The sequence below is a fragment of the Arthrobacter sp. CC3 genome (assembly GCF_039907775.1).
Taxonomy (GTDB): domain Bacteria; phylum Actinomycetota; class Actinomycetes; order Actinomycetales; family Micrococcaceae; genus Arthrobacter.
On sequence record NZ_JARCCY010000041.1, the window covers coordinates 1 to 24987 of the forward strand.

Annotated in this window: 28 protein-coding genes and 1 tRNA gene; 18 read left to right on the plus strand and 11 right to left on the minus strand. The window is 66.2% G+C overall.

The window, feature by feature from the left end:
* Positions 1-79: 79 nt before the first annotated feature.
* Together PV761_RS19430 and PV761_RS19435 are read right to left on the minus strand one after the other, a co-directional pair.
* Positions 80-316: a hypothetical protein gene (locus tag PV761_RS19430; protein WP_043438487.1), complete on the minus strand. Its 237-nt coding sequence runs from the start codon at positions 314-316 to the stop codon at positions 80-82.
* Between the two features lie 39 nt (positions 317-355).
* Positions 356-1369 carry a hypothetical protein gene (locus tag PV761_RS19435; protein ID WP_347899316.1) on the minus strand — a complete coding sequence of 338 codons (1014 nt, stop codon included), beginning with the start codon at positions 1367-1369 and terminating at the stop codon, positions 356-358.
* Positions 1370-1455: 86 nt separating this feature from the next.
* On the opposite strand from PV761_RS19435, the gene PV761_RS19440 reads away from it, so the two are divergent.
* On the plus strand, positions 1456-1932 hold the full coding sequence (locus tag PV761_RS19440) for a hypothetical protein (protein ID WP_347899317.1): 477 nt from the start codon (positions 1456-1458) through the stop codon (positions 1930-1932).
* Positions 1933-2013: 81 nt separating this feature from the next.
* The gene (locus PV761_RS19445; protein ID WP_347899340.1) at positions 2014-4860 is read left to right on the plus strand and encodes a cation-translocating P-type ATPase; all 2847 of its coding nucleotides are present in this window, start codon (positions 2014-2016) and stop codon (positions 4858-4860) included.
* Here the strand turns inward: PV761_RS19445 and PV761_RS19450 are convergent.
* Positions 4807-6033, minus strand: a complete 1227-nt coding sequence (locus PV761_RS19450) for an MFS transporter (RefSeq protein WP_347899318.1) — start codon at positions 6031-6033, stop codon at positions 4807-4809. The two genes, PV761_RS19445 and PV761_RS19450, sit on opposite strands and share 54 nt — an antisense overlap.
* Before the next feature lie 158 nt (positions 6034-6191).
* Between PV761_RS19450 and PV761_RS19455 the strand changes: the two genes are divergently transcribed.
* Positions 6192-6599: a hypothetical protein gene (locus PV761_RS19455; protein WP_347899319.1), complete on the plus strand. Its 408-nt coding sequence runs from the start codon at positions 6192-6194 to the stop codon at positions 6597-6599.
* A 48-nt stretch (positions 6600-6647) separates the two neighbouring features.
* On the opposite strand, the gene PV761_RS19460 is transcribed toward PV761_RS19455, so the two are convergent.
* Positions 6648-7406, minus strand: a complete 759-nt coding sequence (locus tag PV761_RS19460) for a glucose 1-dehydrogenase (RefSeq protein ID WP_347899320.1) — start codon at positions 7404-7406, stop codon at positions 6648-6650.
* Positions 7407-7585: 179 nt separating this feature from the next.
* On the opposite strand from PV761_RS19460, the gene PV761_RS19465 reads away from it, so the two are divergent.
* The 5 genes from PV761_RS19465 to PV761_RS19485 all read left to right on the plus strand — a co-directional run bounded on the left by PV761_RS19465 (position 7586) and on the right by PV761_RS19485 (position 10628).
* The gene (locus tag PV761_RS19465) at positions 7586-8224 is read left to right on the plus strand and encodes a hypothetical protein (protein WP_347899321.1); all 639 of its coding nucleotides are present in this window, start codon (positions 7586-7588) and stop codon (positions 8222-8224) included.
* On the plus strand, positions 8224-8457 hold the full coding sequence (locus tag PV761_RS19470) for a helix-turn-helix transcriptional regulator (protein WP_028271037.1): 234 nt from the start codon (positions 8224-8226) through the stop codon (positions 8455-8457). The genes PV761_RS19465 and PV761_RS19470 overlap by 1 nt, the downstream gene beginning before the upstream one ends.
* 204 nt (positions 8458-8661) lie before the next feature.
* On the plus strand, positions 8662-8883 hold the full coding sequence (locus PV761_RS19475) for a hypothetical protein (protein ID WP_028271036.1): 222 nt from the start codon (positions 8662-8664) through the stop codon (positions 8881-8883).
* A gap of 327 nt (positions 8884-9210) precedes the next feature.
* Complete coding sequence (locus PV761_RS19480) at positions 9211-10098, plus strand: DUF695 domain-containing protein (protein ID WP_347899322.1); 888 nt, start codon at positions 9211-9213, stop codon at positions 10096-10098.
* A gap of 146 nt (positions 10099-10244) precedes the next feature.
* Positions 10245-10628, plus strand: coding sequence for a hypothetical protein (locus PV761_RS19485; RefSeq protein WP_347899323.1), 384 nt, complete (start codon positions 10245-10247; stop codon positions 10626-10628).
* 158 nt (positions 10629-10786) lie between these two features.
* Here PV761_RS19485 and PV761_RS19490 read toward each other — a convergent pair.
* Positions 10787-10859 (minus strand) — tRNA-Thr (locus tag PV761_RS19490).
* 236 nt (positions 10860-11095) lie between these two features.
* On the opposite strand from PV761_RS19490, the gene PV761_RS19495 reads away from it, so the two are divergent.
* Positions 11096-11845 (plus strand): HAD family hydrolase, encoded by a 750-nt coding sequence (locus tag PV761_RS19495; protein ID WP_347899324.1) that lies wholly within the window; start codon positions 11096-11098, stop codon positions 11843-11845.
* Positions 11846-11862: 17 nt separating this feature from the next.
* Here the strand turns inward: PV761_RS19495 and PV761_RS19500 are convergent, their stop codons facing one another.
* The 3 genes from PV761_RS19500 to tmk all read right to left on the minus strand — a co-directional run bounded on the left by PV761_RS19500 (position 11863) and on the right by tmk (position 15343).
* A complete protein-coding gene (locus tag PV761_RS19500) occupies positions 11863-13437 on the minus strand; it encodes an alpha/beta hydrolase (RefSeq protein WP_347899325.1) in 1575 nt (524 codons plus the stop codon).
* A 74-nt stretch (positions 13438-13511) separates the two neighbouring features.
* Positions 13512-14654, minus strand: coding sequence for a DNA polymerase III subunit delta' (locus PV761_RS19505; protein WP_347899326.1), 1143 nt, complete (start codon positions 14652-14654; stop codon positions 13512-13514).
* Positions 14651-15343, minus strand: coding sequence for a dTMP kinase (gene tmk / locus PV761_RS19510; RefSeq protein WP_028271031.1), 693 nt, complete (start codon positions 15341-15343; stop codon positions 14651-14653). The genes PV761_RS19505 and tmk overlap by 4 nt, the downstream gene beginning before the upstream one ends.
* An 89-nt stretch (positions 15344-15432) precedes the next feature.
* Here tmk and PV761_RS19515 point away from each other — a divergent pair, with 89 nt between their 5' ends.
* The gene (locus PV761_RS19515; RefSeq protein WP_347899327.1) at positions 15433-16617 is read left to right on the plus strand and encodes an aminotransferase class I/II-fold pyridoxal phosphate-dependent enzyme; all 1185 of its coding nucleotides are present in this window, start codon (positions 15433-15435) and stop codon (positions 16615-16617) included.
* A 9-nt stretch (positions 16618-16626) separates the two neighbouring features.
* Positions 16627-17013 carry a DUF2516 family protein gene (locus PV761_RS19520; RefSeq protein WP_347899328.1) on the plus strand — a complete coding sequence of 129 codons (387 nt, stop codon included), beginning with the start codon at positions 16627-16629 and terminating at the stop codon, positions 17011-17013.
* A 49-nt stretch (positions 17014-17062) separates the two neighbouring features.
* On the opposite strand, the gene PV761_RS19525 is transcribed toward PV761_RS19520, so the two are convergent.
* Positions 17063-17890, minus strand: a complete 828-nt coding sequence (locus PV761_RS19525; RefSeq protein WP_347899329.1) for a class I SAM-dependent methyltransferase — start codon at positions 17888-17890, stop codon at positions 17063-17065.
* A gap of 135 nt (positions 17891-18025) precedes the next feature.
* Between PV761_RS19525 and PV761_RS19530 the strand changes: the two genes are divergently transcribed.
* Positions 18026-18772 carry a phosphoglyceromutase gene (locus PV761_RS19530; RefSeq protein WP_028271027.1) on the plus strand — a complete coding sequence of 249 codons (747 nt, stop codon included), beginning with the start codon at positions 18026-18028 and terminating at the stop codon, positions 18770-18772.
* Positions 18773-18849: 77 nt separating this feature from the next.
* On the opposite strand, the gene phoU is transcribed toward PV761_RS19530, so the two are convergent.
* A complete protein-coding gene (gene phoU / locus PV761_RS19535) occupies positions 18850-19512 on the minus strand; it encodes a phosphate signaling complex protein PhoU (RefSeq protein ID WP_028271026.1) in 663 nt (220 codons plus the stop codon).
* A 203-nt stretch (positions 19513-19715) separates the two neighbouring features.
* Here phoU and PV761_RS19540 point away from each other — a divergent pair, with 203 nt between their 5' ends.
* Positions 19716-20936 carry an ATP-binding protein gene (locus PV761_RS19540; RefSeq protein WP_347899341.1) on the plus strand — a complete coding sequence of 407 codons (1221 nt, stop codon included), beginning with the start codon at positions 19716-19718 and terminating at the stop codon, positions 20934-20936.
* Complete coding sequence (locus PV761_RS19545; protein WP_011690590.1) at positions 20933-21613, plus strand: response regulator transcription factor; 681 nt, start codon at positions 20933-20935, stop codon at positions 21611-21613. The genes PV761_RS19540 and PV761_RS19545 overlap by 4 nt, the downstream gene beginning before the upstream one ends.
* Before the next feature lie 138 nt (positions 21614-21751).
* Here the strand turns inward: PV761_RS19545 and PV761_RS19550 are convergent, their stop codons facing one another.
* Positions 21752-22294, minus strand: a complete 543-nt coding sequence (locus PV761_RS19550; protein ID WP_028271024.1) for a hypothetical protein — start codon at positions 22292-22294, stop codon at positions 21752-21754.
* A gap of 351 nt (positions 22295-22645) precedes the next feature.
* Here PV761_RS19550 and PV761_RS19555 point away from each other — a divergent pair, with 351 nt between their 5' ends.
* The 4 genes from PV761_RS19555 (at position 22646) to PV761_RS19570 (ending at position 24953) form a co-directional block, all read left to right on the plus strand.
* Complete coding sequence (locus tag PV761_RS19555) at positions 22646-23128, plus strand: CarD family transcriptional regulator (protein ID WP_011690592.1); 483 nt, start codon at positions 22646-22648, stop codon at positions 23126-23128.
* Between the two features lie 112 nt (positions 23129-23240).
* A complete protein-coding gene (gene ispD, locus PV761_RS19560) occupies positions 23241-24062 on the plus strand; it encodes a 2-C-methyl-D-erythritol 4-phosphate cytidylyltransferase (RefSeq protein WP_347899330.1) in 822 nt (273 codons plus the stop codon).
* A gap of 2 nt (positions 24063-24064) precedes the next feature.
* Positions 24065-24559 (plus strand): 2-C-methyl-D-erythritol 2,4-cyclodiphosphate synthase, encoded by a 495-nt coding sequence (ispF, locus tag PV761_RS19565; RefSeq protein ID WP_347899331.1) that lies wholly within the window; start codon positions 24065-24067, stop codon positions 24557-24559.
* A 67-nt stretch (positions 24560-24626) separates the two neighbouring features.
* On the plus strand, positions 24627-24953 hold the full coding sequence (locus PV761_RS19570) for a hypothetical protein (protein ID WP_347899332.1): 327 nt from the start codon (positions 24627-24629) through the stop codon (positions 24951-24953).
* Positions 24954-24987: the final 34 nt, after the last annotated feature.

The following is a 24987-nucleotide window of genomic DNA, read 5'->3' on the forward strand; positions in this document are numbered from 1 at the left end:
GCGAACCGCCGTATGCGAGGCCCGCACGTACGGTGGTGTGAGAGGTGGGTCGGGAAACCCGACCCACCTACTCGATTTCTCAGGCCGCCAGCCGTCCCTGCTCTGCGGGCACGGCGTCGATAACGGCCCAACCCTGCTCATCGAAAATGCTCCGGTTGGCGAATCGCTCCGCCGCGGGCAGGGAATCGAACGTTTCCGTGCGGATCAGGCCGCAGTCGGTATCAAAATAGGTCACGTGGAATTCCCGGGGCTCCGGTGCGTCGCCGCCGAGGTTTCCCCGCGTGGCCGCCTGGCTGGTGCTGAGGTTCGTATCCATGAGTCCAGTGTGCAGCCGGCCTCCGACAGTAAAGGCGACTCAGTCCGGCGTGTTGCGAAGCCGGAGCACTCTCTCCCTCGCGAGCACTTCGGCCCGCTGTTCCTTTTCCGCGGCGCGGGCGGCCAGCTGCATCTGGGCGGCCGCGGACTCCCGCCGCCGCCGTGCAAGCTCGAACTCCTCTTCCACCGTCTTGAGGCGCGCGCGGAGGCTCCGGGCTTCGTCGCCCAGCCGGGTCAGTGCCGTTTCAGCTTCGTCGAAGTCCGCGGTGCGTTGCCGGGCTTCCTCCGCCGCCGACCGGGCGGCTTCTTCCGCCTCGGACAGGCGGGCCGCGGCGCGCTCGACGGCCGACGGCGCGGGAGCCGGCCGTTTCGTCCCGACGGCCTTCAAGCGCGGTCTTTCGGCCGTCCCTAAAACAGGCGGGCTGTCCGGCGGCGCGGACTTCGGGACGCCGTGTTTCGGTGTCCCGGGCGCCCCCTGCGCCCCCTGCGCTCCCGCACTCAGGCCACTGCCCGACGTCGGCACTGCCGGCTGCGCGGGCGCGCCGGGGACCGCCACGGCATCCCGCAGGTCCACGCGGTCCACGCCGTCGGCCGACAGTACCCGGAGCAGGCGGCCGCTCCGCACGGCTGACGCCGCACCTTCGTCCACGGTGGCGGCCCGCAACGTGGCTTCAACTTCGGCTGCCACGGCGGCACTTATTTTTCGTCCCTGCTGCTCCGCCACCTCACGTGCTGTTCCCATCACGCGGGTGAGCAGCTGCCGGCGCTCCTGCGAGAGCGCGCGGAGGGCGCCGGCGTCGAGCTCTTCCTGGGCGCTGCGCATGGCGGCGCCAAGCGCATCCAGCTCACTGAGCTCGTCCGGCCGGTGGACCGCCAGCATGTTCACCGCCCAGGCCGCGGCCGAGGGCTTGGGCAGCGACCGGACGGAATCAGCGAGATCCCGCCCGCTGTCCGCGGCAGCAGTTTTGGCCGCCGCGGTCCTGGCGGCCACGAATCCTTCGAGCGGCAACCGATAAAGCGCGGAGGCAATATCGGCTAATTGTTGCTCTCCCATGCGAGCATCATAGGGGTCCGGTTAACGCGCAGCTGCGCCGGCGTGTCAATCCATCCGGGACCTGATGTTGTAGTGGAGGAATTCGAATGATCGAAATAGCGGGGCTGCCTGCCCACATCCTGCTGATCCACGGCGTCGTCGTACTGTCTCCGCTGGCGGGGATCGCTGCCATCGTCTACGGCGTGTGGCGTGCGGCCCGGGAATACCTGGTGTGGCCGCTGGGCGTGCTTTCCCTCGGTCTGGTGCCGCTAACGCTTATCACCGCACAGGCAGGCGAACAGTTGGAGGAAACACGTCCGGGGTCGTATCTCCTCCGCGAGCACGTTGAACAGGGCGACCTCTTGAAGTACCTTGCCGTGGCGTTCTTTGTGGTCATGGCCGTGATGCTGGCTGTCACCCACGAACCCTTTGCGCGGCGGCTGGGATCCATCGGACGGCTGCAGGACAATCGCGCGGTTCGGATCGCCGCGTTGACGGTGGGGGCCCTGGCGGGCGCAGCCCTGATCTACCAGAGCATCATCACCGGCCACTCCGGGGCCGCGTCGGTGTGGGCGGGCCGCTGAGCCGACGCCGGACGGGGGCCGTAGGCCCCTTGCGCCGTCCCGCCCGGTGGGCAAGGGTGGGGGCATGTGGGTGACAGCGCCATGACGGATGCCCCTCGACGGGCGGCATCCCCCGATGCCGTCCCCTGGCACCTCCGTGAGGCGGCCGAAGCCGTGGCCGCCTGCCGTGTTGACCCCGCTACCGGCCTTTCCTCGGCGGAAGCCTCCCGCCGGCTTGAGCGAGATGGGCCCAACGAACTCGAGTCCGCGCCGCCGGCACCCTGGTGGCGGCGGGTCGTTTCCCAGTTCCAGGATCCGCTGATTTACCTGTTGCTGGCTGCGATCGCCATTTCAGTGGTTGCCTGGGCAGCGGAGGGTGCCGGCGGCGTTCCGGTCGATGCCGTCGTGATCAGTGCCGTGGTCCTGTTCAACGCGGTGCTGGGCTTTGTCCAGGAGAACAAAGCCGAGACGGCCGTGGCGGCACTGCAGGTCATGACGGCGGCCAACTCCACTGTCCTGCGCGACGGTCAGCTGAAGACGGTGCCCTCAGCGGGGCTTGTTCGCGGCGACATCCTTGTCCTGGGTGAGGGCGATGCCGTAGGGGCGGATGCCCGCCTGGTCACCGCCACGTCGCTTCGTGTCAGCGAAGCCTCGCTGACCGGAGAGAGCGAGCCGGTCTTCAAGAACCCGGGAACCTTGTCCGGTGTTGTTCCGCTGGGCGACCGGCTCAATATGGTGTTCAAGGGCACTGCCGTGGCCCAGGGCGTGGGACGGGCGGTGGTGACCGGAACGGCCATGGACACCGAAGTCGGCAACATCGCCGGGATGCTAGAGCGGACTGTCGCCGAGCCGACGCCGCTGCAGAAGGAAATTGCGGGCGTGAGCCGGCTTCTGGGCACCACGGTGATCGTCATCGCCGTCGTGGTTATGGTCACCGTGGTGGCCGTTAACGGCGTCACCTCACTCAGCGACCTTGTGACCGTCCTGCTGCTCGGTGTGTCGCTCGCGGTGGCGGCTGTCCCGGAGGGGCTGCCCGCCATCCTGTCTGTTGTGCTGGCGTTGGGCGTGCAGCGCATGGCCCGGCGCAACGCCGTCGTGAAGCAGTTGCACTCGGTGGAGACACTCGGCTCCGCCACGGTGATCGCCTCGGACAAGACCGGAACGCTGACGCGGAACGAGATGACTGTGGGCCGGATTGTCACGGCTTCGGGCGAGGTGGAACTAACGGGCGTCGGCTACCGGCCGGAGGGCCGCGCCCGCCAGGAGGGCAGGGACGATATCGATCCGGCCGTGCTGCTGGAGGTGGGCCTTGTCCTTGCCGGCGGCACCTTCGCGAACAACGCCCAGCTGGCAGAGCACGACGGCGAGTGGGAGATCCAGGGGGATCCCACCGAGGCGGCCTTCCTCGTCGCGGCCCGCAAGCTGGAAGGCGTCACGGAGCGCGTCGGCGAATATGAACGTCACGGTGAAGTGCCGTTCACCTCGGAGCGGAAGCTGATGTCAGCGGTGGCGCACCACAAGGAACTGGGCACCCTGTCCCTGGTCACCAAGGGTGCACCGGACGTGCTGCTCGGACGCTGCACCGGTCTGCAGGTGGGTGAAAGCATTGTTCCGATGGACGGGGTGCGCCGTGACCAGGCGCTGGCAGCGGTGGACGCTTTGTCCGCGCAGGCCTTCCGGACGCTCGGCGTCGCCTACCGCCGCTACGGCGAAGAGGACCGGCACGAACTTGAGGTGCTGGACGAAGCTGATGAAAGCACGCTGGTGTACCTCGGAGTGGTGGGGATCATCGACCCGCCCCGGGAGGAGGCCGCCGCTGCGGTGGCCGCGGCGCAGAATGCCGGAATACGGGTGCTGATGATCACCGGCGACCATCCGCTCAGCGCGGCCCGGATTGCTGGCGACCTGGGGATAGCGGTAGCGGGGGAGCGTGCGGTCACCGGGGCGGAGCTCGATGCGCTGGATGAGGCAGGGCTGCACGCCGTCACGGCCGCCACCTCCGTTTACGCGCGGGTGGCACCGCAGAACAAGCTGCAGATCATTGATGCGCTCCAGGCACAGGGCAACGTGGTGGCCATGACGGGGGACGGAGTCAACGACGCACCGGCGCTGAAGTCGGCGGACATCGGCATTGCCATGGGCATCGCGGGGACAGAGGTCACAAAGGAGGCGTCCAAGATGATTTTGGCCGACGACAACTTCGCCACGATTGTCTCGGCCGTCCGCCAGGGCCGCATCATCTTCGAAAACATCGAAAAATTCCTGCGCTACCTCCTGTCCTCCAACATGGGAGAGGTCTTCACGGTCTTCCTCGGCGTCGTTTTTGCCGGGGCGCTGGGCCTGGCCGGTGCCCCGGGCGAGGCTGTTGCCCTGCCCTTGCTCGCCACCCAGATCCTCTGGATCAACCTGGTGACGGATTCCGGCCCGGCGCTCGCCATGGGGGTGGACCCCGAGATCGACGACGTCATGGCGCGCCAGCCACGCAGGAGCACCGAGCGGATCATCGGCAGGCGGATGTGGTCCGGGATTCTGTCGGTGGGCCTCGTCATGGGGCTTGCATCCCTGTTCGCCATCGACATCTTCCTCCCGGGCGGGCTGGTGGAAGGCGACGATTCCCTGGAGGTGGCACGGACCGCAGGGTTCACCACCCTCGTGTTCGCCCAGTTGTTCAACGCGTTCAACTCCCGGTCCGAGACTTCCAGCGCGTTCCACCGCCTGTTCGTCAACAAATGGCTGTGGGGTGCCGTCGCGCTGGCTGTGGTCCTGCAGGTGGCCGTGGTTGAGGTGCCATTGCTGCAGCGTGCTTTCGGCACGGCATCCATGGACGCGTACCACTGGGGAGCCTGCGTCCTCCTGGCATCCGCAGTCCTGGCTTTCGGTGAACTCCGGAAACTGTCATTCAGGTTCCGGACCATGGGCGGACTCCGGGGCGGGGCCGGTCCGGCGTGACCTGATCACGGTTGCCAGCAGCAGGGCCGTCGCAACCGCCTGCAGTGCGGCCACGGCAGCAATGAGGGCCGGGCGGGAACCGTAGAGCGCGCCGTACAGGGCGCCGCCGGCGAGTGCGCCGCCTCCCTCGAAACCGGCGAAGATTCCGTATGCCGTTCCCTGCTTCTCCGGTACTACCAGATCGGCCACCAGTGCCTTCACCGTGGAGTCCTGGATGCCCCTGGCGGCTCCCCACACGAACACTCCGGCCAGGACCGGTCCCGCCCCCGAGGAGAAAGCCAGTACCGGGATCACGGCCACGAGGGCCGGCAGGACCAGAAGCACGGCGCCGCCGGCGCGGTCGTAGGCGTAGCCGCTGGCGAGGGCTCCCAGGGCGGCGGCTGCCATGCCGCCGGCGTAAACCAGCGGGACGGCGGCCACGGGAACGCCAACAGTGGACGTCAGGTGGAACGCGATGACTCCGAAGGCCACCAGACCGGCGCTCCAGAAGAATGCGGAAACGGCGAAGAGGACGAATACCGCGGAAAGGCGCTCCTTTTGACGTGCGGCAGAGGCCCCAGCGTCCGAATCTGTCTGCGCGTCCAGCATCCCCGGCACACGTGGTCCGTGTGGATCGGGGATGCGGCGCCGCATCCGGAACAGGAGGGCCATGGCAAACGCGGCAGGAATCGCCAGGACCGCGAACGCCGGCCACAGTGCGCCGGTGGCCGCGATGACAGCGGAGGCGATCAGAGGCCCGGCAAATGCGCCGGCAAGGTCCAGGGACTTGTGCACGGCAAAACCGCGTCCACGCCCGATTGGCTCGGCAACGGCGGCCAGCAGGACGGTCTTCGCCGGGCTGCGGACAGCCTTGCCCACGCGATCGCCAATGATGAGGGCGGAGGCCAGCATGAGCCCCGCGGCACCCAGTGCGGGCGCCACGGCGAGCAGCGGGATGCACAGCGCCGTGAGGGCATAGCCGGCCAGCGTGAACGTCCAGTACTTCCCGGTTCGGTCCGCCCAGGGCCCGAAGACGAGCCGGAGCCCCTGGGCTGCAGCCTCGGCGCCGCCGGTGACCAGCCCGATCACCAAGGCGGAGGCACCCAACTGGGCAAGGAGCGGTCCGGCGAGCGGGCGCGCGCCGTCGGACACGGCATCTACGGCCAGGCTGACCAGCCCGAACCTGAGCACCATGCCCCACGGTGTGGCCGGAGGGACCCCGCGCCGGGGAGCTGTCCGGCCAGACGAGCCTTGTTCCACAGCTCAAGAGTTTCGGACGGCCTGCCGGATTTCAATAGCGCCGGCTTCCGCTCTGCGGGTGCCCTGCAGCTGCCAGCGGATAAGATCGCAGGGTGACGAACTCACCGGGAGATGAGCGCTACGTTGTCCGCCGGTGGTGGAGGGGGCGGGCGCTGCCTTGGGCAGGGCTGGTCGGCGTTTCCATCGTCCTGACAGGCATTTCCTTGGAGCGGACATTGTTGTTCGCCTACGAGCCGGTGCCGGAGTTTGTGGAGCGGCTGCGTGTGGGCCGGCTGTTCATGCTCGCCGGGTCGGCTGCCTCCATTGCAGCGGCGGTCTGGTCCCAGATCAGGCAGTACCCGCTATGGGTGACGCTCTGCGTTGCGGCGCCGGTGGCACTGGTGGGCCTGGCGACCATGATCACCACGCCGCCGTCGTTGATGCCGCAGATCTTTGGTTTGTTCGCCCTGCCGGCCGCGCTCGCAGGGCTCATCGGAGGGGTTATGTTCAAGCGGCGGTGACCGGCGCCTCCCACGGCATCGTCAGGAACCCCGGTCACCGGCCAGCTGTCATACAGCCGTGTAGCCGCCGTCCACCAGGTAGTAGCCGCCCGTCATGAACGACGCTTCCTCGGAGAGGAGGAAGCTGACAAGGTGGGCAACTTCCTCCGCCGTGCCGAGCCGGCCCAAGGAATGCTTTCCCTCAAGGGCCTTCCGGACTTCGGGGCTGAGGCTACTTTCGACAAGCGGTGTCTTGATGTAGCCGGGGCCAACAGAGTTGATGCGCAGACCCTGGGGCCCGTACTCGGCGGCGGCGTTCTTCGTGATTCCGACGACGCCGTGCTTGGCTGCGGTGTAAGCGCCGTTGCCCAGTGCCGCGACGGTGCCGTGGATGGAGGCCATGTTCACGATGGCGCAGTTCCCGCCCCCGGCCTCGAGCATCTGCGGGATCTGGTAGCGCATCCCGTAGAGCACGCCGTTGAGGTTGATGCCGATGACCTTGTCCCATTCGTCCAGGTCCGTCTCGCCTGCGGGGGCCTGCTTGCCGCCGATGCCGGCGTTGTTGACCGCGAAGTGCAAAGCTCCGTACGTGTCCACGGCATGGCGGACAACCATCTCGGCGTCCTCCTTTTTTGCCGTGTCCTGCCGCACCGCTGAGGCGGTGCCGCCGGCATCCACAATTTCCCGGGCAACCCGCTGCGCTGCGTCCAGGTTGATATCGGTCACGACAACTTTGGCGCCTTTCGCCGCGAGTTCCTTGCTGATCGCTTCGCCGATGCCTGAGCCGCCTCCGGTGACCAGGGCGACCTTGCCGGTGAACTGAGCCATAGTGGGGTTCCTCTCTGTAACGTGCCGCAGAAATTCCGTCTGTCCCTACAGTCGCTCATCCTACTCATCGGCTTGTTGCGGTTCGCCAAAGAGCATCCGCCGCTGTTGACCAGACCGGCAGACTGCCGTAGCTTATCGATTGTCGTTATTAACGACTGTCGATAACTCGTGGGGGAATGATGGAAGCAACGCAAGACCAGGGCAGGCCGCAGCGCGGATGGACGACGATTGTCTCCCGGAAAGAGGCGACCATCGTGATGATCTCGTCGGCCGCTGCCGCAATACTCACAACCGCTCTGTCCGTAGCGGGAATCGTAGGGTATTTCACCGGACCCGTGACACTGGAGCTTCCGCTTGCCGGCAAAGACCAGTTGGTCCCCGGCCTGGAGCTGGAATCTACTGGGCATTACACGTCGCTGGAGGCCACCATTCCCGAACTTCCGGCCGGTCCCGCGGAGCTCCTGGCCTGGGGCGCGGTGCTGAACCAGGTGGGCGTCCTGGCCGTTCTGGCACTGGTGTTCCTGCTGGCCTACCGGCTTCGCAGTGCTGTCCTGTTCACCGCAGAATCGGTCTGGATGGTGGGTGCCGGCGGCGCCCTTCTGGCGCTGGCCGGCACGTTCGGCCAGGTCCTCGACGGGTGGGCGCTGGGCCGGGTGGCGGAGATGATCGCAGCGAACGGGCGCACCCCGGGGCTGTCACACGGTTTCGCGGCGGAGATCAACGCCACCCCGTTGACGATTGGCCTGGTCATGGTGCTGATCGCCGGGGTCTTCCAGTATGGCCGCCGCCTCCAGCAGGACACCGAAGGGCTGGTTTAATGCCGGCCGATGACGAGGGCTCGGATATTCACTGCCGCCTCGATGAACTCCTCGAGGCGCGGGGGATGACCCTGACGGAGCTAAGCAAGCAGGTCGGTGTGAGCCTGGTGAACCTATCAGTGCTCAAGAACGACCGGGCGCGGGCCATCCGGTTTTCCACGCTGACGGCGATCTGTGACGCGCTGGACTGCCAAGTGGGTGACCTGCTGGTGACGGGCAGGGCGTCTTCCTGAGCGGATCAGGAGCATGGCTCCCTGAGTTGCAGTCTGCCGGTGAATTATCCCGCGGCCCAGCATGCATATGCGCGACACTCCTACAGACCATGGATAGTGTTGCCCCCAGACGCGGGAACCCATATTCCCTCGTCCGCCGCCGAGGCCTTACTCAGTGAGGCCGAGGCGGTTGGCTTGTTTCCGCATTGACGAAAGGGCAAGACTATGGCTGTTTCCATTGAACTGGGCAAAGCACTCGACAAGGCGTACGAGAATTCGACGCTGGACGAGGTCCTGGCCGCGCCACCATCGGCCCTTGCCGGTCTCACCGAGAAGCACGACGAACTGCTGGCCGGCCTTGGCATCAACACGGTCCGCGAACTGGGAGGCAACAAGTTCTTCGCCCTGGCAGGTGTCCTGGTGGCACTGTCCGGCAAAGTCGACTGACACCTGACACTGACGTCAGTGAACTAGGCGGCAGAGAGCCCGGTCGGATCTACCCGGCCGGGCTCTGTGCTGCAGTGATGAACCGCATCCAGAAGTGCCCCGCTCAGAACAGGTAATTCTCGACGTGGTCTTGCGTGTCCGGGGGTAGATTCAGGCGGGGGCGACGTGGTGCGCCGAGGAAGGGTTGATATGGGATTCTTGAGGCGCAAGGCCGCTCCGGCCTCCGTACATCCAATTTCAAAATTCTGGCAATGGTGGACATCGGAAGGTGCGGCCCGATTCAGTGCCGCAGCGGCAACCGGTCAATGGGGTGATTTGCCCAACGAGATGAGCCAACAACTCGCTGCCGTCGACCCGGACCTGGCATGGGACACCGGACCCGGGCGCACGTCCCGCAATCTCCTTGCCGTCAGCTCCGAAGGCGATGCCGCTCTGCGGCGAATCGCGGAACAATGGCTTCGGTCGGCTCCGGCCGCGGATGAATCCTGGGAGTACGCTGCCGCCCGCCAGCCAGCCGAGGGTGTGCTCGGCAACGTCATCGAGATCGATGGCCACCGGCTTCGCCTTGGCGATGTCCGCTTCGGTCTAAAGCTGGACTCCGAAAGTGAATGCCTTGACATAGACGTTCATCACCCGCTCTTTGTGGAAATGACTGAGGACGGGCCCCTCCGGGTATCCTTCCTGCTCCTCGACTGGATTCTCGGCGAGGATGGGGTCGAACGATGGGTGCGCGCCATAGAAATAACCGACAACGGAGAGACGGCCACCGCCACCGCATCAGATCTCACCGCGGCCATCGACGCAATGGCCGCACAAGCCCAGGCGGACAAATGGGTTCTGATGGAGGGAATGACACACGGCGGCGAAAGGGTCATCGTAAGCGCCCGCCGGCCCCTGCGATGGATCGACTACCCTCTCTTCGACCTGCATACCGAAATACGCATCCCGTATGACGACAAGCGGGACGACGGGCTGCCGACGGTGGACTCTCTCGATTCTCTCCGCGGAATCGAGGATGACATCTCCGCGGCACTTGGACCGCGGGGGATCTTGGTCGCCCATGAGACAGCAGCCGGTGCAAGGCTGCTGCACTACTACTCGGACTCCGAGGACCAAAACGGACGCGACGCCATCGAGACCGCGGCTCGTGTGGCCGGCGGGGCCACCCGCCACGATCCTGACCCCGGGTGGAAGCACGTACGTCGGTTCGCATGACAACTTAGCGCGCCGGGAACAAACTTTGGGGGACTCTTTTGACTCATCAGAACTTCGCACGGGGGAGACTGAAGGCTAGTCGGGTCTGGGGGACACCCGGCGGCATTGGCGCTCTGGTTGCCACCTCCCTGTCTCTCGTGCTCGTCATGACTTCCTGCGCCAGGGCCTCCATCGAGGAAATAGGACGCAACGCCATCCGACAAGAGGCGGCCGAAGGCAAAGACTGGTTCATCCGGTTCACGGCAGCCGCCGATACGGGCAACCGGGACCTGGTGGTCTCCAGGCTCGGAGACCTGAGCGACAACCGCGACCCTTACGCCTTCGGCTGGGACACCGAGGGGAATCTCCATACCGATCACTATTACCGTGAGCACGTGACGACCAGCGGAGGCTTCTGGGGCGAGCAACGGACGGTCAGCGCCTGCGTCCGGTTCGAGGTGGACCTGGGTTCGGTGATTGCGACGTCCATCGACTGCCCCGACCGACCTCCGTTCTCCGACTACACCGACGAATGGGTGGTAGTGGCTTGAGCCGGGGTGAACACGTGCACCCCGCGATCGTGAAGGGTTCAAGTCCTCGGCGCTGACCGGCGCAGGCCCATTCTGCGCCTTGCCCCCAGTGGGGGTCTTTTGGGCTTAACCAGCGAAAAGACCCCCCAGAAACCTTGATTTCTAGGGGGTCTATCCCGAGCTTCCTATCAGAATCGAACTGATGACCTTTTCATTACGAGTGAAACGCTCTACCGACTGAGCTAAGGAAGCACCGCACAACAAATCCCGGAAAACCGGGCGGATCATGCAAGAGACAACTGTAATAGAGTCCCCTGCCCGGGTCAAAATGAGCGGACCGGACGTCCGCAGAATGGCCGTTGCGGACGTTATTTGGATGTTCACCCTGCGGTCGGTGCGGGTTCAGCTCTGGGTCCCGGAGCGCCTGCACTGTGGAACGACCAAACGCGGCCGCGTCGGCGGCCGCATGTCAGCGAAGGGGCTTGGCCATGACTCCGGACACAGCAGACGCATCAGCACCGGAAGCCGCTCTCCGTGGCAGCTTTCCCGGCGCCGCCCATGAGGTGCGGCTGGCCGTGCTTGCGATGGTGGGAACAACAGTTTTCGACGGCGGCCTGCTGGAAGGCGCCATGACCCGCACCCTGGCGGACCAGGGTGTGGGGGAAGGATCGGCGCAGTTCGAGCGCATGCTTCGCTACGCCAAGGACACGGCAGGCATGTCGAAACTCGCTGTGTTCAGCCAGTTGTTCGAGGACCGGCACCGGGCCGCCGCAGCCAACACCTTTTTCGAACGCAGCTGCGACGAGCTGATAGCGGACGGCGTCATCCAGGCGGTTCCCGGCGCGGAAGACGCCATCGCCTGGCTCCGCGAAGCGGGCATCCTGGTCTGCCTTGCCACCGGCTTCGGCCGCCACACGCAAAACATGGTGCTGGAGAGCCTGGGCTGGATGGGGCTGGCCGACCTGAGCCTCTGCCCGGCGGACGCCGGGCGGGGCAGGCCCTATCCGGACATGATCCTGACAGCCGTCCTGGCCCTGGACCTGGATGACGTGCGCAAGGTCGCCGTCGTGGGGGACAGCTGTGCCGACATCCAGTCGGGCCTGCGGGCAGGCGCCAGCACAGTGGCCGGTGTCCTCACCGGAGCGCACGGGGAGCCGGCGCTGCGCGCGGCCGGCGCCACCGCCGTCGTACAGTCCATCCGGGACCTGCCGGTGCTGCTGGAGCCCCGGTCCAACTAATCAGGCCTCCGGCCGCCCTAGCACTCCGTGTTGTCCGCGGGCGGCTCTCCGGTCAGGAGGTAGCCGTCCACGGCGTCGGTGACGCAGCTGTTCGAGCGGCCGTAGGCGGTGTGGCCCTCGCCCTTCCACGTCACCAGGGAGGCGTTGCCCAGCTGCTTGCGCAGGGCCCCTGCCCATTCCACGGGGGTCGCGGGGTCGCCGGTGGTGCCCACCACCACGATCGGGGCCGAGCCCGGGTACTCCACGGGTGCCGGTGTGCGGGTGCTCTTGTAGGGCCAGTCCTGGCAGTTCGTCCCGCCGTAGGCGAAGAAGTAGCCCAGGGTGGGGGAGTCCTGCCGCAGCTTCTGCTCTTCGGCCCGCATGGCAGCCGGGTTACTCACCATGGGGTAGTCCAGGCAGTTGATGGCATTGAAGGCGAAGGCGCTGTTGGATGTGTACTTGCCGCTCGGATCGCGGTCGGCGCCGAAGTCTGCCAGCCGCAGCATCGGGGAGGCGTCGCCCTTCAGGGCGGCGTCCAGGGCCTGGGTCAGCAGCGGCCAGTTGTCGTCGTTGTACAACGGCAGGATCAGGCCGCTGACAAAGGCCGAGCCGGTCACCATCCGGCCGTCCTGGGCACGCCGCGGGTTGGCGTCCACGGACTGGACGACGTCGCGGATCTGCTGGACGCCGCTGTCCACGGTGCCGCTCAGGGGGCAGCCGTTGTCACCGAGGCACTTCTCCACGTAGGCGCGGATGGCCTTCTCAAAGGCGCGGGCCTGGCCGCTGGTGAGCTCCTCGTTGCTCAGGGACGGGTCCAGGGCGCCGTCGAGCACCATGCGCCCCACGTTGTCCGGAAACAGCGAGGCATAGGTGGAACCCAGGAACGTGCCGTAGGAGTAGCCGAGGTAGTTCAGTTTGGCGTCGTTGACCACGGCGCGCAGGATGTCCATGTCCTTGGCGGCGCTGACGGTGTCCACGTGGCCCAGCACAGGGCCGGTCTTTTCGGCGCACTTGGCTGCCGTTGCCTTGTTGTCCGCGACAGCGGCCGCCAGCCCGGCGTCGGAGCTGAGGTCATAGTTCTTTGTCCGGGATTCGTCGCGTTCCTGGTCCGTGAGGCAGGTGACGGGGGAGGACCGCTTCACTCCGCGGGGGTCGAAGCCCACCAGGTCATAGCTGGCGCGCACTTCACTGGAAATGTTGGTGGCGCCGGCATCCTTGACGAAGTCGTAGCCGGAACCGCCCGGGCCGCCGGGGTTGACCAGCAGGCTGCCGGTCTTTTTGCCCGTTGCCTTCATTTTGAGGGCCGCGATCTCGATGCTGTCGCCGTCGGGCTTGCTGTAGTCCAGGGGCACCTTGATTTTGGCGCATTCGAGCTTGTCCTCGCAGGACGTCCAGGAGACCTCCTGCGAGTAGAAGTTCCGGAGCTCTTCGGGAGCCGCTTCGGCGATCGAAGGGTCAGCCTTGGCGGTGCTGCCGCCGCCCGATCCGCCGTCGGGCTGGCCGAACAGGGTGCAGCCGGTCAGTGCGAGCAATACGGCCAGGGAGCCAGCAGCTGCCTTGGCCGCGGTCGATCCGGACGGTAACCGCAGGGGCAGACGTCGGGCAGGCTTCATGCAGGACTCCTTGAAGGGCTTGGCGTGGGCTCCGGGGAACATACGGCGGCGGGACGGGGCTGGGCGGGGCGGTACTAGATCAGGCTCGCGGCCATGGATTCGATGGCCAGCAGGGGTGCAACGTTGGTGGTGGTGATCCGCTGGCGGGCCTTGTTGATCGCATCCATCCGGGCGAGCGTTGCCTCCGCACTCGACCGCCCGGCAAACTCGGCCAGCTCGCTCCTGAGTTCAACGTTTACCAATTCTACGGCGTTCCCCATCTGGATGATGAGGACGTCCCGGTAGAACGAGAGCAGGTCCGTGAGCGTCCGGTCCAGGGAATCGGTGATGGAGCGTTTGGCGCGCCGCTTCTGGTCGTCCTCAAGCTGCTTAAGCTGGCTTCTCATGGCGGGCGGCAAGGTGCCGCTTTCGGGCGCGCCAAGGGTGGCCAGCAGGGCTGCCTTTTCCTCGGCGTCACGCACTTCGTTGGAGCTGTTGGCTTCCTCCGTGGCGATCTTCACCAGCTTTTCAGCCATCAGGACGGCTGCGGTGATGCCCCGCAGCCCCAGCGGGAAGCGGACTGTCTCCATGCGCCGTTCGCGGGCGTCGGCGTCCCGGGCGAGCCTGCGGGCAATGCCGACGTGGCTCTGTGCCGCGCGGGCCGCGCGTTCGGCGAGTGCCGGATCCACGCCGTCGCGCCTCACCAGCAGCGCCGCGACGTCGGCAGCCGGCGGAAGCCGCAGCGCCACCGGGCGGCAGCGGGACCGGATGGTAACCAGGACGTCCGCCGGTGAGGGCGCGCACAGCATCCATACGGTGCGGGGAGTGGGCTCTTCAATGGCCTTGAGCAGCACGTTCGTGGTGCGTTCCGCCATGCGGTCGGCGTCTTCCACCACAATGATCCGCCACCGTCCGGAGGAGGGGCGGTTTCCGGCGGTCGAGACCAGGTCACGTGCTTCATCAATGGTGATGGTGACCTTTTCGGTGCGAACGAACGCAACGTCAGAATGTGTTTCGCCCAGGATGGTCAGGCAGGCCGAACATTCGCCGCAGCCGCGCCTGGAAACGTCCTCCTGGTCGCAGTTGAGGGCGGCGGCAAAGGCTTTCGCGGCGTTGGACCGGCCGGATCCGGGCGGGCCGGTGAACAGCCACGCATGCGTCAGGCCTTCGCCCTGGGCGGCCTGGCGGAGCTGGGCGACGACGGCGGGCTGGCCCTGCAGATCGTCCCAGACAGTCACGGGGCCACGCCTTCCCTGGAACCCTGGCGGGACACGCTACTGGAACCCTGCCTGGACCGGATCAGGGTGTCCACCCGATCCAGGATGAGCCCTGCCAGCTCGGCGACGGGCAGGTGGGCGGCAAGCACCAGGTAATGGTCCGGGCGGTCCGCGGCGAGGTCCAAAAACGCGCCACGGATCTTCGCGTGGAATTCGTCGGCTTCGGATTCCATCCGGTCTTCGGCAGCGTCACCCGCGGTCCGGCGGAGGCGGCCGACGGCGGGGTCGACGTCGAGCAGCACCGTCAGGTCCGGCTGCAGGCCCGAGGTGGCCCATTCGTTCAGGTCCCGCACGGCAGCGGTTCCAAGGCCCCGTCCGGCGCCCTGGTAGGCCACCGAGGAATCGATGTAGCGGTCCGTCAGCACGATGTCGCCGCGTTCCAGTGCGGGCAGGATGACCTGGTCCGCGTGGGCCGCGCGGGACGCGGCAAAGATGAGGGCTTCGGTGCGGGCATCGATATGGCCGTGCCCGTGGTCCAGCACCAGGGACCGCAGTTTTTCGCCGATGGGGGTGCCGCCCGGTTCCCGGGTGCGCAGCACGGTGAAGCCGCGCGAATCAAGGGCCCCGGCCAGCGCCGCGGCCTGCGTGGACTTGCCTGCGCCGTCGCCGCCTTCGAAGGCGATGAACAGTCCGGGGTTCTGGGTACTCACTTAACCAGCCTACCGACAATCACTGACACCGCAGGTGCCGGACCGTAACGGCTTTCCTGCGCTGCGGGCCTCCCACGTAGTCTTTGAGCATGAGTCTTTCCGAACAGCAGGCCGCCGCGCTGTCGGCTGAAACGGTGGTTGTGGCCGCCGGCCGGCCGCCCCGCAAACGCGATGCGCCTGTTAACCAGCCCATCGTCCTGTCCTCCACCTACTTCGGGACCGGGCCGCTCGCAGACGGCGACCGTGGCTACGGCCGCTACTCCAATCCCACCTGGGACCCGTTTGAAGAAGCGCTGGGCCAGCTTGAGGGCGCATCCCTTCCCGGCCTGCTGTACGCCTCAGGCCTGGCCGCCGTCAGTTCAGCGCTGTCCCTCATCCCGGCCGGGGGAGTGCTGGTCATGCCCTCGCACAGCTATGCAGGGTCCCTGGTGATGGCCACCGAACTCGCGGACAAGGGGCTGTTCGAACTCCGCACCGTGGACATCGCGGACACTGACGCCGTGAAGGAGCTGCTGGCTCCGGCGGACGGCAAACCCGCCAGCATGCTCTGGCTGGAAAGCCCCACCAACCCGATGCTCGGGATCGCGGACATCCGCGCCCTCACCGCTGCAGCCCACGACGCCGGAGCGATCGTTGTCACTGACAACACCTTTTCCACGCCCCTGGTCCAGCAGCCGCTGAGCCTCGGGTCCGACGTTGTCCTGCACTCGGTGACCAAATACCTGGCCGGGCATTCCGACGTCGTCCTCGGCGCCCTGGTCACCTCGGACGCCGCGATCCGCGCGACGCTGCTCCACCACCGCATCATACACGGCGGCATTGCCGGGCCGTTCGAGGCGTGGCTTGCACTCCGCGGACTGCGGACCCTGGCCCTGCGCATCGAACGCTCCCAGGCGTCGGCGGCCGTCCTTGCCGCCCGGCTGAGCGACCACCCCCGGATCGAGAGCATCCGGTTCCCGGGACTGGAAACCGATCCCGGCCACGAACGCGCCAAGTCACAGATGAAGAGCTTCGGGTCGGTGCTGTGCATTCAGATCGCCCCGGCCGACGGACTCAACGGTGCCGATGCGGCGGACAAGCTGGTCCGTGCGCTGCAGCTGTGGCTTCCCGCAACGTCTTTGGGCGGGGTTGAGTCCCTGATTGAACGACGACGGCGCCACGCGGCTGAGCCGGTCAGCGTGCCGGACAACCTGGTCCGCCTCAGCGTGGGGATTGAAAATGTCGAAGACCTTTGGGCCGATTTGGAGCAGGCACTGGACGCTCTGGGCGGCTAGGCTGGGGACGTGGACGGAAAAGTGTTGATTAACTACGTCGAGACCGGGGTCTATTTCCTCATGGCGCTCGTGGCGTTTGGCCTTGAAGCGTGGGCGCTGTTTGATTGCCTTCGCCACAAGGCGAACGCCTTCGAAGCTGTTTCCAAGCGGACCAAGACGTTCTGGCTGGCACTGACCGGCGGCGCCGTGTTCATCGGCGGCCTGTCACTGTATGGCGCGGCCCAGGCCATGGGCGCCCTGGCCTATGGCGGTGGCGGCGGCGGTTTCGGCACGTTCGGGCTGTTCGGGCTTGCGGCAGTGACCGCAGCCTCCGTTTACCTGGCCGACGTCCGGCCCGCCGTGAAAGACGCCGGCCGCGGCGGCAGCAGCAACATGGGCCCTTACGGGCCCTGGTAACCGGAAAACACCTCTTGCCTGCCGCCGCCGGCTGAAGCGGCAGCATTTATCAGGTGGCCGGGGCCACCGCATCCCAGCCCACCGTCAACTCGCCCAGCCGCCAACGGGACGTTCCGTCCTGGACCGGCCAGCCGCCGTCGAGCATGGACCGGCACATGGCCGTCCACCGTTGTTTGTTCCCGAACGCGGCAAGTGGCGCCGCCTCCAGCCAGGCCTTGTCTAGGGCCTGAAGGAAACCGTGGACCCTTTCGCCGGGCACGTTCCGGTGGATCAGGGCCTTCGGCAGCCGCTCGGCGATCTCCGAGGGCAGCGCAAAGCCGCCGAAGCGCATGGAGATGCTCAGGCTCAGCGGGCCTCCGGCGTCGAGGGCCACCCACGTGACGCGCCGTCCGATTTCGTCGCAGGTGCCGTCGATGAACAGCCCGTTGGGGCCGAGCCGGCCCCGGACCAGGGTCCAGATCGCCTCCACGTCCGCTTCCTCGTACTGCCGCAGGACGTTGAAGGCGCGGACAATCACCGGCTGCCCGGACACCGGCAGCTCGAAGCCACCCACATGGAAGCTCAGCCCGGTCTCTTCCAGTGCCTTGGCCGCCCGGACGCGTTCGGGTTCGATTTCTATCCCGGCCACCCTGACATCCGGGCGCACAGCAGACAAGCGGTGGAAGAGCTCGACGGCGGTGGCCGGTGAGGCGCCGTAGCCGAGGTCGATGACGAGCGGGTCGGCTGCCCGGCGCAGCCGCCAGGCCTGTGTCCCGGTGAGCCACCGGTCCAGGCGCCGCATCCGGTTGGGGTTGGTGGTGCCGCGGGTCACGTTGCCAACCGGCCTGCCGCTTCTGCCCGCGCTTGCCGCGCCCACCCGTTCCGCTTTTTGCACCACCGGACAAGCTTAACGGTGCGGCCCGGTCCTTAGCGGTGCGGCCCGGTGGCCGGGCACTGACCCTCGAGTGAGGGGGAGCGGCAGTGTGATGTAACGCTCGGCGGTACAGCCACCTGCTCGGCTAGGATGAAAACCATGACTTACAAGCTGATTCTGCTGCGCCACGGCCACAGCGAATGGAACGCCAAGAACCTGTTCACCGGCTGGGTGGATGTCGATCTCAACGACCAGGGCCGCGAGGAAGCGGCACGCGGCGGCGAGCTCCTGGTTGAGAACAATGTTCTCCCGGACGTCCTGTACACCTCCCTCCTGAAGCGGGCCATCAACACGGCCAACATCGCCTTGGACAAGGCAGACCGCGGCTGGATCCCGGTCAAGCGCGACTGGCGCCTGAACGAGCGCCACTACGGCGCGCTGCAGGGCAAGGACAAGGCGCAGACGCTGGCCGAATACGGTGAAGAGCAGTTCATGGAGTGGCGCCGTTCTTACGACACCCCGCCGCCGGCCCTGGACGACAGCAGCGAGTTCTCCCAGGCGCACGATCCCCGCTACGCCGGCCTGGGCGACGCCCTCCCGCGCACCGAATGCCTCAAGGACGTCCTGGTCCGCCTGATGCCCTACTGGGAATCGGACATCAAGGAAGACCTCAAGGCGGGCAAGACCGTGCTGGTCACCGCCCACGGCAACTCCCTGCGCGCGCTCGTCAAGCACCTTGACGGCATCAGCGACGAAGCCATCGCCGGCCTGAACATCCCCACCGGCATCCCGCTGGTCTACGATCTCGACGAGAACTTCAAGCCGCTGAACCCGGGCGGCACGTACCTCGACCCCGAGGCCGCTGCCGAGTCCATCAAGGCTGTGGCCAACCAGGGCAAGAAGTAGGGCAACGCTTTAACGAACGACGGCGGGCTGGTCACCAATGGTGACCAGCCCGCCGTCGTTCTTCCGGTGACCGGAAGTCAGCTGATTTCGGTGCTGTGCGGGTGCCACGCGCCGGTGACCAGGTACGTGACCTTCTGGGCTACTGAGACGCCGTGGTCCGCGAACCGTTCAAAGTAGCGGCTGGCCAGGGCAACGTCCACCGTGGTGGCCGGCGACTCGTTCCAGTCGCTGCGCGCGATGGCCTTGAAGACACTCAGGTGCAGGTCGTTGACGGTCGCGTTCGCCTTGAGGATGTCGCGGGCAACTTCCAGATCGCGCGTTTCCAGCAGTTCGGTGAGCTTGTCCGCAATCAGCTGGTCCTGCTCGGCAAAGTTCTTGAACGTGTCCGCGAGCTGCGGCGGAATCACGTTGGCCGGGTAGCGGAGCCGCGCCAGCTGGGCGATATGCCGGGCGAGGTCTCCCATGCGCTCCAGCGAGGCGCTCATCCGCAGCGAACCCACGATCATCCGAAGGTCGCTGGCCACGGGCCCCTGCAGCGCCAGAATGTCGATGGCCCGCTCGTCCAGGCTGTTCTGCAGGAAGTCGATCCTGGCATCAGCGGCGATGACATCCTGGGCGAGGTCGACGTCGGCCCCTTCGAAGGCCGTCGTGGCCTTGTTGATTGCCTCGCTGACGAGCTTCGAAATCTCGACGAGCTGCTCGCCCACCTGCGTGAGCTCCTCCTGAAAAACCTTGCGCACTACGCGTCCTTTCCTTGGAAATCCGGCCCCACCGGGTGGCGGCCGGATTTCGTGTCACCGCTCTGCAGTCCAACCAATAACTCTGTCAGTGCCCGGTGAACTGTTACGCACCTATAGGTGAACGTTAGCTGAACCCCGCGGTGAATCGCATCAGATTCGCTTCCGGGGCCCGGGCCAGAGCATAAGCTGGAGCCGTGGATCCTATGCTCATCGGTGTCATCGCAGGCCTCGTCGGCCTGTCATTTGGCATCTTTGGCGTGCTCGCGTTCCGGGTCAGCGAACAGCAGCGCAAGCTGGTGGATGTTGAGTTCGACGAACCGGCACTGCCGCCGGGCGCCGCGGAGGTGCTCGCCGTCGTCGGCCGTGCTTTCGTTGTGGTTGACGCGATCGACGGCGTGGTGCGGGCGAGTCCCGCGGCCTACGCTTTCGGCCTGGTCCGCGGCCACACCGTGGTCCACAGACAGCTGCTGGACATGACCGCGAAGGTGCGGCGGGACGGCGTGATCCTCGAGAATCAGTTTGAACTGCCCCGCGGGCCGCTGGGGCAGGGCACCATCATCGTCCAGGTCCGGGCAGCCATGCTTGGCGAGGAATACATCCTGCTGCTGGCGGACGACCGCACAGAAATCACCCGCACCGAGGAAATCCGGAACGACTTCGTGGCCAATGTCTCCCACGAACTCAAAACGCCCGTGGGTGCCATTTCCCTGCTGGCAGAGGCGCTCGAATCGTCGGCGGACGACGAAGTGGCGGTCCGCCGCTTCGCCCAGCGCATGCAGAAGGAATCAAAGCGGCTCGCGGCGCTGGTGCAGGACATCATCGAGCTGTCCCGGCTGCAGGGCGCCAGCGTTGCGCAGCAGGCGCACCCGGTGGACATCAACTCCGTGGTCACCGAAGCCGTTGACCGTTCGCAGCTGCCCGCCGAAAGCAAGAACATCTCCATTGTGGTGGGCGGCCGCGTGGACGCCATGGTCTACGGCGACCAGGACCTGCTGGTGACCGCCCTTCGAAACCTGATCGACAACGCCATCCGCTACTCCCCGGAGAACACCCGCGTGGGGATCGGCGTGCGCTCCAAGGAGGGCCTGGTCTCCATCTCGGTCACGGACCAGGGGGAGGGCATGAGCCCCGAGGACCAGGAACGGGTTTTTGAACGCTTTTACCGCGTGGACGCCGCCCGGTCCCGGCAAACCGGCGGCACAGGCCTGGGCCTGAGCATCGTGAAGCACGTCATCTCCAACCATGGCGGGGAAGTGACGCTGTGGTCGCAGCCCGGCCAGGGGTCCACCTTCACCATCCGGCTTCCAGAGATGGAAGGGCAGGACGACGGCGACGCCCCCGCGGCGCCGGCAACGGCCGCCCTCAGCAACCCACCACACAGTAACGACGCCACCGGCGTCCATGAGCAAGGAGCCAGCGCTTGAGCAGGATTCTCATAGTCGAGGATGAGGAGTCGTTCAGCGACCCTCTGTCCTACCTTCTGGGCAAGGAAGGATTCGAGGTGGAAGTCGTGGACAACGGCCTGGACGCAATCACGGAATTCGACCGGAACGGCGCCGACCTCGTGCTCCTGGACCTCCAGCTGCCCGGCCAGTCCGGCACCGAGGTCTGCCGGCAGCTGCGCCAGCGCTCCTCTGTGCCGGTCATCATGCTGACCGCCAAGGACGCTGAGATCGACAAGGTGGTGGGGCTGGAACTCGGTGCCGACGACTACGTCACCAAGCCCTATTCGTCCCGGGAACTCGTTGCCCGCGTCAGGGCGGTCCTCCGCCGGCAGGGCGAGCCCGAGGAGCTCATCACCAACACGGTCCAGGCCGGCCCCGTCAGGATGGACGTCGAACGCCACGTGGTGAGCGTCGACGGCGAACAGGTGTCGCTGCCGCTGAAGGAATTCGAACTGCTGGAGATGCTGCTGCGCAATTCAGGCCGCGTATTGACCCGAGGCCAGCTCATCGACCGGGTGTGGGGATCGGACTACGTGGGTGACACCAAAACCCTGGACGTCCACGTCAAGAGGCTCCGCAGCAAGATCGAGCCGGACCCGTCAGCACCGAGGTACCTTGTGACGGTCCGGGGCCTGGGCTACAAGTTCGAGCCGTAGGCCGCACCCCGGCAACACCGGGACATGCCGGGCCGCAAGCCCGGTGCGGCAAGCCCGGGATCAAAGAATTCAGACGCAAAAGGAGGGCCCCCGCGCGGCGGGAGCCCTCCTTTTTGCTGTGCCGGTCTGCTGTGCCGGCTAGTGGCCCGCGCTGCTCGAAGGCGTCGGCGACGGCGTGGCTGACTCCGAGCCGGTGGGCTCGCTGCCTTCCGGCAGGTACTCCTTGTACTCGGGGAGGGTGGCGTCCAGGACGGGCACCTTGACCTTGGCGGTCTGGTTGGTGCCGTCCTCGGAGATGGTGACCTCGGACAGGGAGCCGGGCTTTGCGCCCGTGCTGCTGAGGATCGCCGGATCCGTGGACTCGTTGAGGAGCGTGTAGGAATTCTTCTTCACGGACACCTCCGTCCGAGAGCCGCCCGCACCGTTGATGGTCAGCTTGACGTCGCTGGAAGAGGAGTTGTACACGGCGCCGACCACGCGGCCCGGCTTGTCCTCGCCAGTGGAAACGATCATGAAGTTACGGATCTGGAGGGGACCGAGGTCTTCCCGGGTTCCGTCCGACGCAGAGTACTGCTCAGAGGTCTGCTGCGGGTTGATGTAGCCGCAGCCGGTCACGGACAGCAGGCCGATGGCAAGTGCTGCCGTTGCCATTGCCAGCTTGCCGCGCTGGCCCCGGTTCATCGCAGTGAAACGCACGTCACGCACTCCTTGAGAGTCTTGAAACATTATTCAGCCATAGCCTATCCTCTTGCGGTCTCAAACAAGGATTCGGGCAGTACACATTCACGTCCGGAAAGCAGTCCCCTCCCGGCCGCTCACTGCATGGCCGGGCATGCCGGAACCCGGCCGGCGACTGGCCGGACCCGCCCTTGGCACAGCCTTTCTCATGCACTAATATCCGCATCCGTCAAGGGGTTGAAGGGGGTCGATTGGCCCCATTTTCCCTGTATTTCCGCGGTTCGCGGCCCCGATCCGTGCCAGTTGTATGCCTGAATCGTGATAAACTGGTCTGCGGGAAAGGGGAAAGTCCACATGGTTTTTGAGGTCGGCGAGACAGTAGTTTACCCTCACCACGGTGCAGCAAAAATTGAAGAAATCAAGATGCGCACTATCAAGGGCGAAGAGAAGATGTATCTCAAGCTCAAGGTGGCTCAGGGTGATCTGACCATTGAAGTTCCAGCAGAGAACGTTGACCTGGTTGGTGTTCGTGACGTAGTGGGCAAAGAAGGTTTGGAGCATGTCTTTGACGTGCTGCGGGCCGAGTTCACTGAAGAGCCTACCAACTGGTCGCGTCGTTACAAGGCAAATCTGGAGAAGCTTGCTTCCGGGGACGTCATCAAGGTGGCAGAGGTCGTTCGTGACCTGTGGCGCCGTGATCACGACCGCGGCCTTTCCGCAGGTGAGAAGCGTATGCTGGCCAAGGCCCGCCAGATTCTGATTTCAGAACTGGCGCTGGCTGAAAAGACGGATGAAGAGAAGGCTGCAAGCGTTCTCGACGAAGTCTTGGCTTCCTAAGAATTGAACCCCGGTGGCTCAACGGCCGCCGGGGTTTCTTTTTGCCCTTTTTTAGGAGAATGCCGGGATTTTGCCGGGCGCCGCATGCGTGCAGGCACGTAGTGTTGTGCCCATGAGTGCAACAGAATTTTCGGCCGGATCCGGGCCGGAGGCCGGGGCCCGCGCCGTCAGCCCCGTCGTCGCCGTCGTGCTGGTGGCGGCCGGATCAGGGCAGCGGCTTGGTTACGGCATGCCCAAGGCCAGGGTTCCCCTCGGCGGAGAGCCCATCCTGATGCATGCCCTTCGCGGGATAGTGGCGGCCGGCGTCGCGCAGCAGGTCTGCATCGCCCTGCCGGCCGGCGATAGCGCACTGCGGCGCATGTGCGATGACTTCAAGGCCGAACTCGTCGACGGCGGGCCGCTGCTGACGGTCGTCGACGGCGGCGCGACGCGGGCCGACTCCGTGCGGTCCGCATTGGAGGCGCTGGAAGACGCCACCCAGGCGGTGCTGGTCCACGACGCCGCGCGCGCCCTGACGCCCGAGTCCGTTTTCCACCGTGTGGTCGACTCCCTGGCGGCAGGCGCCCTGGCAGTCATCCCGGTGATACCCGTGGTGGACACCGTCAAGACCGTGGAAGCGACGACGGACGAAGATGCCCGGATCGCGCCGGAGGTAGTCGTGGGCACGGCGCCGCGGGAGAAGCTCCGGGCCGTGCAGACGCCGCAGGGATTCGACCTTGCCACGCTGCTGAAGGCGCACCGGGAGGTGGCAGGGTTCGACGAAGCCCAGGCCGCCGCCATCACCGATGACGCCATGCTGGTGGAACGCCTGGGCGTTCCGGTCCATGCTGTCCGCGGCGCCAGCCAGTCACTGAAGATCACCACTCCCTTGGACCTCATCATTGCGGAGGGCCTCCTGGAAGGTCCCCTGGGCGCACGCTGGGTGGAAGGCTGACCATGGCGGCTCCCATCATTCCCAGGACCGGAATCGGCATCGATGTCCACGCTTTCGCTTCCGAAGACAACCCGCGGGAGCTGTGGCTCGGCGGACTGCTGTGGGAGGGCCAGCAGGGCCTGGCCGGACACTCCGACGGCGATCCCGTGGCCCACGCGGCAGCTGACGCACTCTTTTCGGCCGCCGGGATCGGGGATCTCGGCACGCACTTCGGCACGGACCGGCCCGAATTCGCGGGTGCCTCCGGAGTGACCCTCCTGGCCGAGGCAGCCCGCATTGTCCGGACGGAAGGCTTCGAGATCGGCAACATCGCCGTGCAGTTCGTAGGCAACAGGCCAAAATTCGGTCCCCGCCGGGAGGAGTCCCAGGCGGTCCTCACGGCGGCGGCGGGTGCGCCCGTCAGCGTCAGCGCCACCACCAGCGACGGCCTCGGCTTCACCGGCCGCGGCGAAGGCATCTCGGCCCTCGCCACAGCACTGGTGTACCGGGCGGGCTGAGGCGGAGCGCGCGTTTCGCCTAGGCTTAAGGGATCCATTCCTCAGCCGAACACCCAGGAGAACCCTCGTGAAGAAGCCGATTGCCGCCGTCGTACTCGTTGCAGTGTTGCTGCTGAGCGGCTGCGGCACGCCGAAGATGAGCGTTGAGGAAAGCTGTAAATTCCTCAACGGGGACACGTTCGTGCCAACCGGAAACCAGCAGCAGCAGGCTGACCAGATCGCCAAGCATTACCAGGAAGTGGCGGACAAGGTCGCCCCCGAGGTTGCCGAGCCCATCCAGAAAATGGCCGACATCATGAAGAAGGTCGCAAGCACTTCGCTGGGTACCAAGAGCGCCGAACAGACTACGCAGCTGAGCGAGCAGAACAACAAGATCGGCGAAGTCTGCAAATAGCCCGCGGTGGGCCCCGGCGCGAAGGCCATCGGCT